Source organism: Microcoleus sp. CZ3-B2 (assembly GCF_036705055.1).
GTDB lineage: Bacteria > Cyanobacteriota > Cyanobacteriia > Cyanobacteriales > Microcoleaceae > Microcoleus.
On the sequence record NZ_JAUBTN010000037.1, the window covers coordinates 48,667 to 62,838 of the forward strand.

Here is a 14,172-nt window from a genome sequence, read left to right on the forward strand (position 1 = left end):
CCAATGGATTCAACTTTGCCTAACATTAATCGAGCTAATATTTTAGTAGTAGACGACACGCCAGAAAACCTGCGATTGCTGGCAGGAATATTGAGTGAAAAAGGCTATAAGGTTCGCCCGGCTCCCAACGGTAAACTAGCACTTTCGGCAGCTCAAAAAATGCCCCCCGATCTAGTGTTGCTCGATGTGATGATGCCAGAAATGGACGGTTATGAAGTTTGTCAGCAGCTCAAAGATTCTGAAATCACAAAAGATATTCCGGTGATTTTTATCAGTGCGATTAATGACGTGATGGATAAAGTCAAAGCTTTTGAAGTTGGGGGAGTGGACTTTATTACCAAACCGTTTCAAGTTGAAGAAGTTTTAGCCCGGATCGAAACTCATTTAAAAATTTGTTCGCTACAACAAATTTTGCAAGAAAAAAATCAAGATTTAGCAACTGCGATCCACGAACTGCAAGCCACCCAAGAGCATTTGATTCAATCGGAAAAAATGGCTGCACTAGGACAACTGATTGCCGGTATTGCCCACGAAATCAATACGCCCCTGGGCATTATAGGTTCCTCTATTGATAACATAGCTAATTTTTGGGACGATAATCTACCCAAAATGCCTCAATTTTTTCAAGAGATTTCTGAAGAAAGCAAAGGTTACTTCTTAAGTTTACTTTACCGATCTACCAATCAAACGAATTTATTCACCAGTAGAGAGAAACGCAAATTCAAGCAGCAGTTGATTAGAGATTTGACTGCAGAATCGGTTCAGATTCCTGATGAAATTGCTGACACTTTAGTTGACATGGAAATTTACGACAACATAGAACAGTTGTTGCCATTTTTCAAATTGCCTGATTGGGAAGTAGTTTTCAATACTGCTTATCAATTTGCGAGCTTTAAAAAAAGTATTAGCCTGATCCAAAGAGCGACAGCTAAGTCGGGAAAAGTAGTATTTGCCTTGAAAAGTTACGCTCATTTCGATAGCAAGCAAGAAAAAGTTCATGCGAACTTGCACGACGGTATTGACACGGTGTTAACTCTTTATCAAAATCAACTGAAACACGGTATAGAAGTAGTTAAAGATTATGGAAATCTACCCGAAATAATTTGCTATCCCGATGACTTAAATCAAGTTTGGACGAATCTGATTCACAATGCCCTGCAAGCAATGGATTATAAAGGTATTTTGACTCTAGAGACTCAGCAGCAAGAGGCAAATATTATTCTCAAGTTTACTGATAATGGCAAAGGTATTCCCCCAGAAGTTATTCCCAAAATTTTTCAGCCATTTTTTACGACTAAATCTGCGGGGGAAGGTAGCGGTTTAGGATTGGATATTGTGAGAAAAATTGTCAAGAAACACGAAGGCACAATTGATGTAGAATCTGTACCGGGGCAGACAACCTTTACAGTATCGCTGCCAATCTATTAAATAAAACTTACTTTTGTTTAAAAAAGAATGCAAATTTAAACCCGCGCCCCCCACTATTATGTCATGAATGATTCCAAATTGACAATCTCTATTCTCCAATGGAAAATGGTATAAGATGGGGGATAGATACCTTGTCTGCTCGCCTGAAATTAATCACCTAGCAGCAAGTCATTTTCGCAGCAAGCCGGCTAAAATCCCAACAGCGATTAAACAAATGAGTAAGCCTGTAATCCTTTGCGTTGACGACGAACCAGATATCTTGAATACTCTCAAGATGCAGCTCAAGAATGAATTTAAAGATGATTACTTTTACGAATTGGCTGAAAGTGGTGATGAAGCTTTAGATTTACTTGAGGATTTTCAAGAAGAATTTCAGGTGATTGTGGTTGTTTCTGATTGGCTGATGCCGGGAATTAAAGGTGACGAACTTTTAATTAAAATTCACCGAAAATATCCTAAAATTATTACGGTGATGTTGACGGGACAAGCGGATGCAGCGGCAGTTGAGCGGGCAGTCAAAGAAGCCGATTTATACTGCTGTTTGTACAAACCTTGGAGTAGCAAAGAGTTAATAGAAACAATAAAATCTGGGCTGGCTAAGTTATGAAAAAACCTGTAATTGTTTGTATTGACGACGAACCTGATGTTTTGAAGAGTTTAAAGATTGAGCTGAAAAAGGCGATCGGGGATAGTTGTATTATTGAAACGGCGGAAGGGGGGGAAGATGCTTTAGAGTTGCTGGCAGATTTGCAGGCAGATGAATACGAGATTGCTTTGGTGCTTTCGGATTATATTATGCCGGATATTAAAGGGGACGAATTGCTCAAGCAAATTCACGAACGCTCACCGGATACGCTGACGATTATGCTAACGGGCCAAGCAGATCTGGAAGCTTTGAGCAATGCTATCAAGTATGCTAAGTTGTACCGTTATATCCCTAAACCTTGGCAAAATGAAGATTTGAAATTAACGGTAGTAGAAGCTGTTCACAGTTATTTGCAAGACCAAAAGTTAACAGATGAAATCCTGAAACGGCAAGAAGTAAATCAGGAGTTGAAGCAAGTAAATGCGGCGCTGTCTGCGAGTGAAAGCCGCCTGAATCAATTTTTAGAAGCTTTGCCAGTGGGGGTATCTGTTTACAATCCAGACGGCTCGATCGCCTATTTTAACCAGACAGCGCGGGATTTGTTGGGTGCAGACACGATCCCGGAAAGCACAGCGGAACAATTAGCTGCAAGTTATCAACTTTATGTTGCCAATACTGATGAGCTTTACCCGCCGGATAATTTGCCAGTTTTGCGCGCGCTGAAAGGCGAATTTGTCAGGGTTGACGATGTAGAAATCCGTCAGGATGACAAAATAATTGCGATCGAGATCAATACCACGCCGATTTTTGACGCTAGCGGAAATATTACTTATGCGATCGCAGTTTTTCAAGATATTAGCGATCGCAAACAAGCCGAAAAAATACTAGCAGACTACCAGCACACCTTAGAAGTCCAAATTGACGAACGCACAGAACAACTGCAACAAGCCGCCTTAGCTGCTGAAGCAGCAAACAAAGCTAAAAGCACGTTTCTTGCTAATATGAGCCACGAGTTGCGAACCCCTCTCAATTCCATACTCGGGTTTGCACAAATCATGGAACCAAGCCCCAATTTTTCTGCTGAAAATCGAGAAAATTTAAGAATTATTCACCGCAGCGGCGAACACTTGCTGACTCTGATCAATCAAGCCTTAGACTTGTCAAAAATCGAAGCGGGACGGATGGCGATAGTCCCGAAAAACTTCGACCTCTACCGCTTGCTTGATGACTTGGAAGATATGTTTCTATTTCGAGCACAGAGTCAAGAATTGCAATTGCTTTTCGAGCGCGAGGCTGACGTTCCCCAGTACGTGCGAACCGATGAGGTTAAACTGCGGCAAGTCCTGATAAATCTCCTCAGCAATGCCGTTAAATTCACACCGACAGGCGGAATAGTTTTAAGAATTAGAAAGTTAAAATATTCTGGAATAGTAGATTTATTAGATAGACCTACAGTTATGTTTGATACCGCAACAAGTATTCGGGAATTCGCCATAACTTCCAGGGAATTAGCAATAGTTGAATTAACAAAAGGTACTGAAGATTTAAATTCCGAACCGATGGTTTTCCTTCAGTTTGAAATAGAAGATACAGGAGTAGGTATTTCTCCCGAAGAAGTGGGCAATGTTTTCCAGGCATTCGTGCAGACGACTTCCGGTCAAAACGCTCAGAAAGGTACTGGTTTAGGATTGACTATCAGCCGTCAATTTGTCCGCTTGATGGGAGGAGAGCTCGTCGTAGAAAGTCAACTGGAAATTGGCACGACTTTTAAATTTGAGATTCCAGTCGGTGCGGTTTATGCTGCGGATATTCCCGAACCACAAATTAACCTGGAAGTTACGGGATTGGAACCAAATCAACCTTGCTACCGGATTTTAATTGTGGACGATCGCGAAGACAACCGCCAACTTTTAGTCAAAATGCTTTCTCCTTTGGGTTTTGTGCTGCAACAAGCCAACAACGGCAGCGAAGCAGTAGAAATCTGGGAAAACTGGCAGCCGCATTTAATTTTGATGGATGTGCGAATGCCAGTGATGGACGGCTACGAAGCTACTAAAGAAATTAGAACCCGAATACAGCAGAGAGAGCAAGAGCAGCAAGGCAACGCTCAAATGAGTGTTTCTGAGTTTGAATCTCCGATTCCGAAGATTATTGCTTTGACTGCTAGTACAATTGAAGGCAGGCGATCCTTTGCTTTATTGGTAGGTTGTGACGATTTTATTAGCAAACCTTTCCGCAAAAATGATATATTTAATAGCCTCAACCAACACTTAGGGGTCAAGTATCTCTACTCTCCCTCGACTTATTTGATGTCAAGGGGCGATAATCAATCTAACTCTCCCTCTATTGTTGCGCTTGCTTATTTGCCTGCACTTCCCGCAGAATGGATAGAGAAGATGAAGCAGGTAATCCGTAATGCTGATTTTGACTTAATTTCCAGGACAATCGAGGAAATAAGGGATGCTCATCGTGAATTTTCCGACATCCTCCAGGGTCATCTCGATAATTTTGATTATCAGAAAATTCTTAATTTAATTACCGAGGCGGAGGAATCAAATAATGCAGATGAAGGCGGAACAAACTGAAGACTATCAAGCAGATATTTTAGTAGTTGATGATACGCCAGATAATCTGCGTTTGTTGATTAGAATTCTGCAAAAAAATGGTTATAAAGTCCGACCTGTTACCAACGGTTTTTCTGCTATAGATGCAATTCAATCTAGCGTGCCAGATTTAATTTTGCTAGATATTATGATGCCGGATATTGACGGCTACGAACTCTGTAAAAAATTGAAATCACAACCGGAATTTAAAGAAATTCCGATTATTTTTCTCAGCGCGCTAGAAGAAGGAATAAATAAGGCACAAGCTTTTGAGGTGGGCGGAGCAGATTATATCACAAAACCTTTTCAGGTGAAAGAAGTATTGGCGCGAGTTAGCAATCAACTTACTGTGCGTTCCTTGCAAATGCAATTGCAAGAAAAAAATCAAATATTGACGGCTAAAAATGTCCAGTTGCACGAGGAAATCGCCGAACGTCACCAGGTGGAAATGGAAACGAGGTTGCTGCTGAAGGCTACTCAAGCTATTAGTAAATCTGAGAGTTTTGAGTCGGCTATAGATGTGATCTTAGGTTTAATTTGCCAAACTATTGAATGGAATCTGGGCGAAGCTTGGATTCCTTGCAGTGAGGGCGTTTTAAAATGTGCTACAGGTAGGTACGTCAGCGATTCGAGTTTTGCCCAATTCCGACAGACAAATTGGGAGTTAACTTTTGCTGCTGGTGTGGGACTCCCAGGGAGGATTTGGCAGTCGCAGCAGTCTGAATGGATAGAGGATGTTTCTACTGCACCGGAACAAGTTTTTTTACAATCGCAATTTGCGATGAATGTGGGGTTAAAAGCGGCTTTTGGTGTGCCAATTTTGGCAGACAATCAAGTGTTGGCAATTTTGATTTTTTATCAAGAAAACAATCTGGAATGTCAGCCGCGCTTGTTGGAATTGGTGAGTGCGGTTGCGATGCAGCTAGGTTCGCTGATTCAGCGGAAACAAGCTGAAGCAGCGCTGAAATTGCAGCAAGAGCAAACAGAGAAATTGCTGCTGAATATTTTACCGAAACCTATTGCCGATCGCTTGCAAAAAGAGCAAAAGTTGATAGCGGATCATTTTGATGATGTGACGGTATTGTTTGCTGATTTGGTGGGTTTTACAGAGTTTTCTGCTCACAAAAGTCCGACGCAGTTGGTAGAAATTTTGAACGCGATTTTTTCGGAGTTCGATAGGTTGTCTGAGTTGCACGGGTTGGAAAAGATTAAGACGATTGGGGATGCTTATATGGTGGTTGGGGGTTTGCCGACGGTGCGGGAGGATCACTCTGAGGCGATCGCACTTTTAGCTTTGGAAATGCAGGCAGCTTTGAGAAGTTTTAATACCAAAGTTGGAGAAAGTTTTGAATTGCGGATCGGAATTCACAGCGGTTCGGTGGTGGCTGGAATTATTGGGATTAGCAAATTTAGCTACGATTTGTGGGGGGATACTGTGAATGTTGCGTCTAGGATGGAGTCGAACGGATTGCCGGGTAAAATTCAAGTGACTGCGACAACTTACGAGCGTTTGAAAGCTCGGTTTGTTTTTGAAGAACGGGGTGAGATTTCGGTAAAAGGTAAAGGAACAATGTGGACTTATTGGTTGATTGAAGAACAAAGTCAAGTTTTTTGATTTTTTGAGGTCAATTTCAATTAATATTAAAATTAGAATGAATTTACACTTTCAGGAGGGATAATCCTTTGCAGACAGTTGAAACAAAATCGCCTCAAGCATTGAAAAGAGTCCTAGTTATTTTAATATCACTGCTAGCGGTAGCGGTACTGTCGATCGCTATTTTTATCCTAATTCCCGGAGAAAAAACAATGTTTGCTGGAAAAAAACCGGCCAATATCGGTATTGTGTCAGGAAAACTCGCAGCGTGCCCTGCTTCGCCTAACTGCGTCAGCAGCTTCAGTCAAGATGCCGAACACCAAATTGAGCCTTTGGCCTACACTTCGTCGCCTACAGAAGCAATGGCAAAGCTCAAAGGGGCGATCGAGTCCTCAGCAAAGACTAAAATTATCACCGCCACGGATAATTACCTCTATGCGGAGTTCACCAGTGCTTTGATGGGGTTTGTCGATGACGTGGAATTTTTGGTAGATGATGGCGCAAAAGTCATTCACGTGCGATCGGCATCGCGTCTGGGAGAGTCGGATTTAGGAGTTAACCGCAAACGAATTGAGACACTCAGAGCTCAACTAAATCAACAGTGAGCTAATTTCTAGATATCCCGAAGCTCAGACAGCGGTTGAAACCTGGTGTTGTCAAACGATGTCCCTTCCAGCGGACTCAAGAACATAACCCAGTCTTAACCGCCCGATCGAGTCAAACCCTATCCCCCGGAGTGAGAGTTTGCCTCCATCGGCAGTTTCAACCGCTAGGTATTGTCGATCGGGCTTTGCATAGCTGAGTGCGCTCGTCCCCGCACCAGGCACTATTCCTATAGTATTAAACGCCCTAAATTGTACACTTCAGACTTTAGGGAGATGTAAGTCAACCCAATTAATTTTTACTATAAATTTAATTAAACAAGCGAGGAAAAAACACATGACACTTCAAAGATTAGAAGAATTTTATCCTAACTATCAAGAAGAAATTTTTGCTGGAGACGACATCAAGGGATTTGATGTTTATGCAGGCGACTCTGATGAAAAAGTAGGAACCGTTTATGATGCTTTGGTTGATGAAACGGGTCGTTTCCGCTATCTGGTAATTGATACCGGGATTTGGATTTTTGGCAAAAAAGTATTGCTGCCGATCGGCTCTGCCCGCTTCGACTACGGAGCTCGTCGCGTCTACGCTACAGGCCTTCGCAGCAAAGATCAAGCAGAAAGATTGCCTGCTTACAATGAATTAGAACCACTAGATTACGATCGCGAAGAACAGGTAAGAGGCGTTTACCGCAATCAAGGCACAGCCGCAACTGCCACTCCTGCCAGCTACGATCGCAGTAACTACAGCTACGATCTCGATCGCCCCCTCTACGACACCAACGAACAACAACACCAAAATCTCAAGCTTTATGAAGAACGCTTGATTGCCAACAAAACCCGCGCCAAAACAGGCGAAGTAGCAGTGGGCAAGCGCGTGGAAACTGAAACAGCACGAGCATCAGTACCTATCGAGAAGGAACGAGTCGTAATCGAGCGAGTAACGCCCGTAGAAGCGGGTCGAGTAGTTTCAGTCGGTGAAGCTGACTTCCAATCAGGAGAAGTTGCACGCATGGAAGTCTACGAAGAAACGGCCGACATTCACAAGGAAGCCTACGTGCGCGAAGAAGTCAACATCAGAAAAGAAGTTGTTCGCAGCACGGTTGAGGGCGAAGAAACCTTGCGCCGTGAAGAATTGGACATTAACACCGATGGCACTCCGGTTGTAGATAATAAAAAGATCTAAACCAACTGCAGCAGGTATTGAATAGGAATTGCGGATTAATCACATAATTCTGTCACATCGCTGGTTGAAATTGTGCGATAGTCGCGCAATTCCTAGATGCAGACGGCGGTTGAAATCAGCTTTACAAAAACTTTCGTCCGTGCCAAACGGGCTCAAGAAAATAACGTAATTTTAACCGCCCGTTCTTCACCCCGCTACTGTCGGGTGAAAGACAAGTATAAACCTGGTTTCCACCGCCCCGTCTTTTTAGCAGGAAAATTTAAAAATGAACGGTCAAGCATCAGCCGAAAAAATAGCAGCGGCAAAATCAATTACTCGTCTCAACCGGGTACCGGAAAAAGTCAGAACTAAGCTAAAAAGTTTTACAGTAAAAGACAATCAAGGTCACTTGGTAGGTAAAATAAAAGATGTATATTTTGATGAAAGCGGTCAACTCAATTTTGTGGTAGCAGGGCTAGGCAGCGAGAAAGCTCGGATTTTTTTAGTGAGTATTAAGCTGCTCAAAAAAGTAGATTATCACCAAAAATCTTTGTTTGTAAGTGTTAATTCAGATGAAGTCGATCTGCTGCCGGGAATTTCGGCAAATAGTGAGGCTCAGTCTGTAGAAAATTCCTCAGACGCGCTGAATGAATTAACCAATAGCGAGTCAACCCAACCCTCAAAAGTTATGTCAAATCTAACAGATTCCGATCGCCAAAATGAGAATTTGGAGACGAGTGAAGAGGATGAAGACTTTGATATTGTCGATCGAGAAGTAATTCGCCTGCTAGAAGAACGATTGGTGATCAATCGCAGCAAGCGTAAAGTTGGCGAAGTCATTGTCCGCAAAGAAATTGAAACTCGGATGGTACAAGTGCCCATCCAGTGGGAAAAGCTAATTGTCGAACAAGTCGGCGACGATCCGAAGGTGTTGGCCGAAATAGATTTGGGCGAGGGAAGCATCACCGGTATAGATTTGGCGGGAATTAAGCACGATCGCGATGAACCGACAGTTAAGGCTGAGTTTACCTCGGTGCAGAAAGCCAGCAAAATCTTAAATTCGATCGCCTCTCAACCCCGCCACGGTTGCGTAAAAGTCCGCCTCGAACTCGTTCTGGAGAACCCGCAACTAGAGGAAACTTACCAAAAATGGATGACGGAAAGCCACTCCGACAGTTAAATAAAATTAGTTTGTAGCAAGGAATGCAAGTCCTCTGATTTTTATGAGGACTTGCATTCCTTACTAGCAACACCTATAAATTTTGAGCGATCGGCATACCGACCAAATCTTACCAAATTGCGGTAAAATCGTGGTGGTCAAATTTACAAGTATTTGAAAATGCCCAGCACCATCTCCGACATTAAAGTAAAAACGATCGCAGGCGCAGACAAGCAGCTAGGAGAGTACGCTGGTAAGGTACTCTTGATAGTTAACGTAGCTTCTCAATGCGGCTATACACCTCAATACAAAGGACTCGAAGAATTGAGCCAGAAATACAGCGCTGCTGGACTCCGCGTTTTAGGATTTCCCTGCAACGACTTCGGAGCACAAGAACCTGGAAGTAACGCAGAAATAGTCAATTTCTGTACTACCAAATACGGAGTCAGCTTTGAATTGTTTGACAAAGTACGCGCCAAAGGCAGTCAGCAGCATCCGCTGTACGCTAAACTTACGAGTGAAGCCGACCCCAAGGGTGATGTTTCCTGGAATTTTGAGAAATTCTTAGTTAACAAACAAGGTGAAGTAGTTGCCAGATTCCGCAGCAGCGTAGGCCCAGATTCCCCCGAACTGAGCGCCGCCATTGAAAAAGAATTGGCAAAATAAGCAGTTCGGTAACGAATTTTTCAACAGATATAACAGATGGATGTTTAGTTATTGTATGGTGCGTCTGGGGTGAATGTTTTGCATACAGACTAACAATTTTCCCCCAGACGCACCATACTACGATTAGTTGACTTATTTTTGCTTCTCTTCCCCATTGTTGAGAAGTAATCAGCAATTAATAAATACTGATGATTGAATTATTTAATTGGAGAATCGTTTAATTTAATGGAAAATACATCGGGATTAGATTTAGCTGTAGGCTTACTAGCCTTCGCGATTCTGGGAGGTGGGCTGGCCATGCTGTTTGTAGGTATGGCATCATTCCCTAAAGAAAAGTAATAATAATTGAGATTATATCCTGACTGCGACTCCAATCAAATTGGTTCGTAGTGAGGACTTCAGTCCTCCAATTTCTATGAAAAGTGAAGTCCGTACCATTAAAATTTGAATAAATTTAAAAGCATTCATTTTTATAGCAACGGCCAAAAAAATTAGGAAGTTCTTAATTTCTGAAAGCCTTGATTTGATGGTTTATTTCTTCTTCCTAATGACTAATGACCAATGACTACTAACTAATGACTGAGGGCGGATATTTCCTTTTTCTGTAGTCATTTCTATCCTACAGCACTTCCAGATGTTGTGAGGTACAATAGAATCGACTAAAAATAATATACTAATGAAAGCATACTCAGTAGATTTGCGAGCCTTTCATAGTAGCAGCCCATCTACAGCAGAAGCTGTCGATCGGAAAAACAGCAAAAATATTTGCCTGCAGTAACATCTTAGTTCAAAAACTTATAAATAAACAAAAAATCGAGGGAATTTACAGCCTAAACCTAGGGGTAAACCCAGATTCAGTCATTTGAATAATGCGTCAAAAGAGTTGAGAGAAATAGTGGCAGTACATCCCGATACAACCTTGGTAGAATTGTGTGAGTTATTCGCCCAAAAGACAGGAAATTTGGTGGTAGAACAGCCATGTGTAACGCCTTACAAAAGTTGGGATTATAATCGCAAAAAAAATAGTAAGAAGTAGCCAATTCGGCACTGAAAGAGTCATGAAATTAAGGTTAGAGTAGGGGGGAAAGTCAAGCATATCGACACAAAAAATCTAGTATTTTTAGATGAAACTGGAGTATTACACTTGTTTAACCAGAACTCATGCTTCCAACGAGGCAAAGCGAGCCTATATGGATAACTTACCAGCGCCTAAAGTAGATTCAATTAAGCCTATGATTGAAGCGGTGGGTGCTTCTGTCTTGTGTTTGTCTCCATACTCTCCTGATTTTAATCCAATTGAATTATGGTGGTCGCAACTCAAATCTTTATTGCGACAGTTTTCACCAACCAGCACTAAAATGGTTGAAACGATAATTGCTGTGGCTATTGACTTAATTAATCCGAAACATCTCCAAAACTGGTTTACTAATTGCTGCTACTGTACCTCATAATATCCGGAAGTGCTGTATGTCATAAATATGGCTGATTCACAGATGGTCAGAAACCGGGTTTTTTCCAAAAATCTTTGGTTCTTACCGACAGATTAGGTCAAAAACCCGGTTTCTTTGGCGGAGTGCGTAACTCTTTTTAGTTAAACTGGAGTGCAACTTTTAACCCCATCGCTCTTGACAAATTCTTGATAAATCGATTCATCACCAAAAAAGTCGATCGCACTCTTAGGTTTTGCCATTCTCCCATCCAGCTACACTCAAAACGGGCGATCCTCTTCGTCGATCGGCCTCCCGCAGGCGCGCGCTTCCCTAACGCACCTACCCTCAAAAAAAGCGATCGCACCCGCCGCCCCTCCATAGCTGAGCCAGCTCTCATTTACTTTGCATATCGTAATGATTAGGCAGAGCTATCCTTTTTTCTCAGTGCCTTTTTGCTGCTCCCTCGTGGTTTTACACCAATAATTAAATGCGTATAACCTAATCTGCAAGCAGTCAAAAGTTTTGTTACAATGGGTACGCTGTTACAAAACGTAACTTATGCTGATTTCTATTTTAATAATTGACGTGGCCCTAGTTGCCTGGTCCTTGCACCTAATGCAAGAGGCGATCGCGCAACGGGAATTTTCACTAATCCTAGCCGGCATCCTAGTCGCGGTCTCAGCCGCAGCCCTGATCGTCGTCTACTTCCTCATGGGCTCTTGCTTGAGCCATTTAACCGCAATATCCCAACACACTTATTAAATAATCCTAGGGATTCGTTCATTGAAAAGCAGCCAGGAGATTTTAAAAAAAGTCCAAAGCCTTGCCAGTTCAAGGCTTCAAACTATTTTTTCAAAAAGGCTTGACAAACATTACTCCATTAAGGCATGATTGAGAGCGCGAAAAGAAAGGGGAATTAGCTCAGTTGGTAGAGCACTACAATGGCATTGTAGGGGTCAGCGGTTCGAGCCCGCTATTCTCCATAAACAAGATTAGAGCAACAAAATTAGATCGGACGGCGGTTGAAAGTGCCAGCGTCTTCTTAAATTCGATCGCACTTTCCCGTAAAATTAAAACAATCTACCCGCAAAAAAAGCAATTATCCCGTGGCAAAGTCAACTGAACCCAACAATCCAGAGAGGCCGAGCCAGCTTGCGCGATCGCCTCTGTACGACCTATCATTACAGCTCAAAGGTCGGATGGTACCATTTTCCGGGTGGGAGATGGCAGTGCAGTACGCAGGCATCAGCAGCGAACACCAAGCAGTACGCCAACAAGCTGGAATGTTCGACATTTCCCACATGGGAAAATTCTGCTTGAAAGGGAAACAACTAATGGAAAAATTTCAACCCTTAGTACCCTCAGACTTGAGTCGCTTGCAACCAGGTCAAGCTCAATATACAGTCTTATTAAATAACCAAGGCTGCATCATAGACGACATTATTTTCTACTGCCAAGAACCCGACGCGAACACCAACGAAGAACGTGCAACAATCATTGTCAACGCCGCCACTCGCATCACAGACAAAGCCTGGATAGAAGCCCACTTAGCATCTAGCGAAATTAGTTTTACCGACACCTCCAAAGACCAAGTTTTAATTGCAATTCAAGGCCCGGAAGCTGTCAACTATCTCCAGCCTTTTGTGGAAGACAACCTAGCACAAATTAAAGCCTTCGGACACTTAGAAACAAAACTGTTAGGACAGCCGAGTTTTATCGCCCGAACTGGTTACACCGGCGAAGATGGATTTGAAATCATGGTGGATATAGAAACAGGCAAAAAACTCTGGCAAAAATTCCTCGATGCTGGCGTTGTTCCCTGCGGATTGGGGGCCAGAGATACCTTGCGTTTAGAAGCAGGAATGGCACTTTACGGTCAAGATATCGACGACAGTACCACACCTTTTGAAGCTGGATTGGGTTGGGTAGTTCACCTCGACAGCAAAGGCGATTTTATTGGGCGCGAGGTTTTGGAACAGCAAAAAGCCAATGGAGTATCGAAGCGGTTGGTAGGGTTAGAAATGGAAGGGCGACACATTGCGCGCCACGGCTATCCGATAATATTTGAAAGCGAAACAGTAGGAGAAGTTACTAGCGGTACATTGTCGCCTACCTTGAATCGGGCCGTCGCCCTCGCGATGCTTCCGGTAAAATTAGCGAAAATCGGCCAGCGGTTAGAAGTCGAGATTCGCGGGAAAAATTATCCCGCGACGGTGGTTAAAAAACCATTTTATCGCTCTCCCAACCGCCCCAATTAAATGTAGAGTGCGTCAGCTTAAATTATCTGCGCCAGACAAGATAGCAGAGATATTTGATTTATATGACAACCGCAGATGTCAGGCAGATGCAACACAGATAAACGCAGATGCTTTTAACAAAGGAAAGCGAAGGGATGCCAGAAGTCTGCTGCAAATTGAGAAAATCGCCCTCTGACGCACCGTGGGAGTTTCAGATATTAAACGCCCATAATTTAATAAGATTTAACTGATACTTTTTGATTGCAAGGAATTGACATGGCACAAACATACCCTGATGACCTGAAATACTTAGACACCCACGAATACATCCGACTCGAAGGGGAAATCGCCACCATCGGGATTAGCGCTTTTGCCGTTGACCAACTCGGCGATATTGTATTTCTAGATTTGCCAGAAGTCGGCGCAGGGCTGGAAAAGGGCGAAGCTTTCGGTACAGTCGAGTCTGTGAAAGCAGTTGAAGATTTGAAAGCGCCTGTTACGGGTACAGTCGTAGAACGCAACGATGACATTATAGAGTCTCCCGAAAACTTGGCGGAAGACCCCTATGGGGCTGGCTGGCTGCTGAAAGTGCGCGTTGACAATCTCAGCGACGCCAGTGATGCTTTGTCTGTCGAAGAGTACCGCAAAATGGTGGAAGGGGAATTGGGGTGAGGGGGAGAGTGGGAGAGGGGGAGAGGGGAG

The 14,172-nt window shown here is 43.0% G+C and carries 13 protein-coding genes, 1 tRNA gene and 1 pseudogene; 14 read left to right on the top strand and 1 reads right to left on the bottom strand.

The genetic code is table 11. From position 1 onward, the window contains the following. The first annotated feature begins 3 nt into the window (after positions 1-3). The 10 genes and pseudogenes from QUA97_RS17345 to QUA97_RS17390 all read left to right on the top strand — a co-directional run. The gene (locus tag QUA97_RS17345) at positions 4-1,428 is read left to right on the top strand and encodes a hybrid sensor histidine kinase/response regulator (protein WP_194070557.1); all 1,425 of its coding nucleotides are present in this window, start codon (positions 4-6) and stop codon (positions 1,426-1,428) included. A gap of 214 nt (positions 1,429-1,642) precedes the next feature. Continuing rightward, positions 1,643-2,035: a response regulator gene (locus QUA97_RS17350; RefSeq protein ID WP_194070556.1), complete on the top strand. Its 393-nt coding sequence runs from the start codon at positions 1,643-1,645 to the stop codon at positions 2,033-2,035. Beyond that, complete coding sequence (locus tag QUA97_RS17355; RefSeq protein ID WP_333195313.1) at positions 2,032-4,599, top strand: response regulator; 2,568 nt, start codon at positions 2,032-2,034, stop codon at positions 4,597-4,599. Before QUA97_RS17350 ends, QUA97_RS17355 begins: the two co-directional genes overlap by 4 nt. Then, on the top strand, positions 4,574-6,232 hold the full coding sequence (locus QUA97_RS17360; RefSeq protein ID WP_333195315.1) for an adenylate/guanylate cyclase domain-containing protein: 1,659 nt from the start codon (positions 4,574-4,576) through the stop codon (positions 6,230-6,232). The genes QUA97_RS17355 and QUA97_RS17360 overlap by 26 nt, the downstream gene beginning before the upstream one ends. Before the next feature lie 68 nt (positions 6,233-6,300). Beyond that, entirely contained in the window at positions 6,301-6,816 is a 516-nt protein-coding gene (locus QUA97_RS17365; protein ID WP_194070553.1) for a DUF1499 domain-containing protein, read from the top strand. A 334-nt stretch (positions 6,817-7,150) separates the two neighbouring features. Then, positions 7,151-7,999: a DUF2382 domain-containing protein gene (locus tag QUA97_RS17370; RefSeq protein WP_333195317.1), complete on the top strand. Its 849-nt coding sequence runs from the start codon at positions 7,151-7,153 to the stop codon at positions 7,997-7,999. A gap of 265 nt (positions 8,000-8,264) precedes the next feature. Continuing rightward, a complete protein-coding gene (locus QUA97_RS17375) occupies positions 8,265-9,158 on the top strand; it encodes a YsnF/AvaK domain-containing protein (RefSeq protein WP_333195319.1) in 894 nt (297 codons plus the stop codon). Between the two features lie 159 nt (positions 9,159-9,317). Continuing rightward, positions 9,318-9,803 (top strand): glutathione peroxidase, encoded by a 486-nt coding sequence (locus tag QUA97_RS17380; protein ID WP_333195321.1) that lies wholly within the window; start codon positions 9,318-9,320, stop codon positions 9,801-9,803. A 192-nt stretch (positions 9,804-9,995) separates the two neighbouring features. Next, positions 9,996-10,142 (top strand): hypothetical protein, encoded by a 147-nt coding sequence (locus QUA97_RS17385; protein ID WP_194070560.1) that lies wholly within the window; start codon positions 9,996-9,998, stop codon positions 10,140-10,142. Positions 10,143-11,029: 887 nt separating this feature from the next. Further along, positions 11,030-11,138, top strand: a pseudogene (locus QUA97_RS17390) (transposase); the annotation flags it as partial. Between the two features lie 252 nt (positions 11,139-11,390). Here QUA97_RS17390 and QUA97_RS17395 read toward each other — a convergent pair. Next, positions 11,391-11,630: a hypothetical protein gene (locus QUA97_RS17395; protein ID WP_333115240.1), complete on the bottom strand. Its 240-nt coding sequence runs from the start codon at positions 11,628-11,630 to the stop codon at positions 11,391-11,393. A gap of 161 nt (positions 11,631-11,791) precedes the next feature. On the opposite strand from QUA97_RS17395, the gene QUA97_RS17400 reads away from it, so the two are divergent. The 4 genes from QUA97_RS17400 to gcvH all read left to right on the top strand — a co-directional run bounded on the left by QUA97_RS17400 (position 11,792) and on the right by gcvH (position 14,142). Beyond that, positions 11,792-11,995, top strand: coding sequence for a hypothetical protein (locus QUA97_RS17400; RefSeq protein WP_194070547.1), 204 nt, complete (start codon positions 11,792-11,794; stop codon positions 11,993-11,995). Positions 11,996-12,143: 148 nt separating this feature from the next. After that, a tRNA-Ala gene (locus QUA97_RS17405) sits at positions 12,144-12,216 on the top strand. 123 nt (positions 12,217-12,339) lie between these two features. Beyond that, on the top strand, positions 12,340-13,491 hold the full coding sequence (gene gcvT, locus QUA97_RS17410; RefSeq protein WP_333115242.1) for a glycine cleavage system aminomethyltransferase GcvT: 1,152 nt from the start codon (positions 12,340-12,342) through the stop codon (positions 13,489-13,491). Positions 13,492-13,746: 255 nt separating this feature from the next. Then, the gene (gene gcvH, locus QUA97_RS17415; RefSeq protein ID WP_333195324.1) at positions 13,747-14,142 is read left to right on the top strand and encodes a glycine cleavage system protein GcvH; all 396 of its coding nucleotides are present in this window, start codon (positions 13,747-13,749) and stop codon (positions 14,140-14,142) included. The last annotated feature ends 30 nt before the right edge of the window (positions 14,143-14,172 follow it).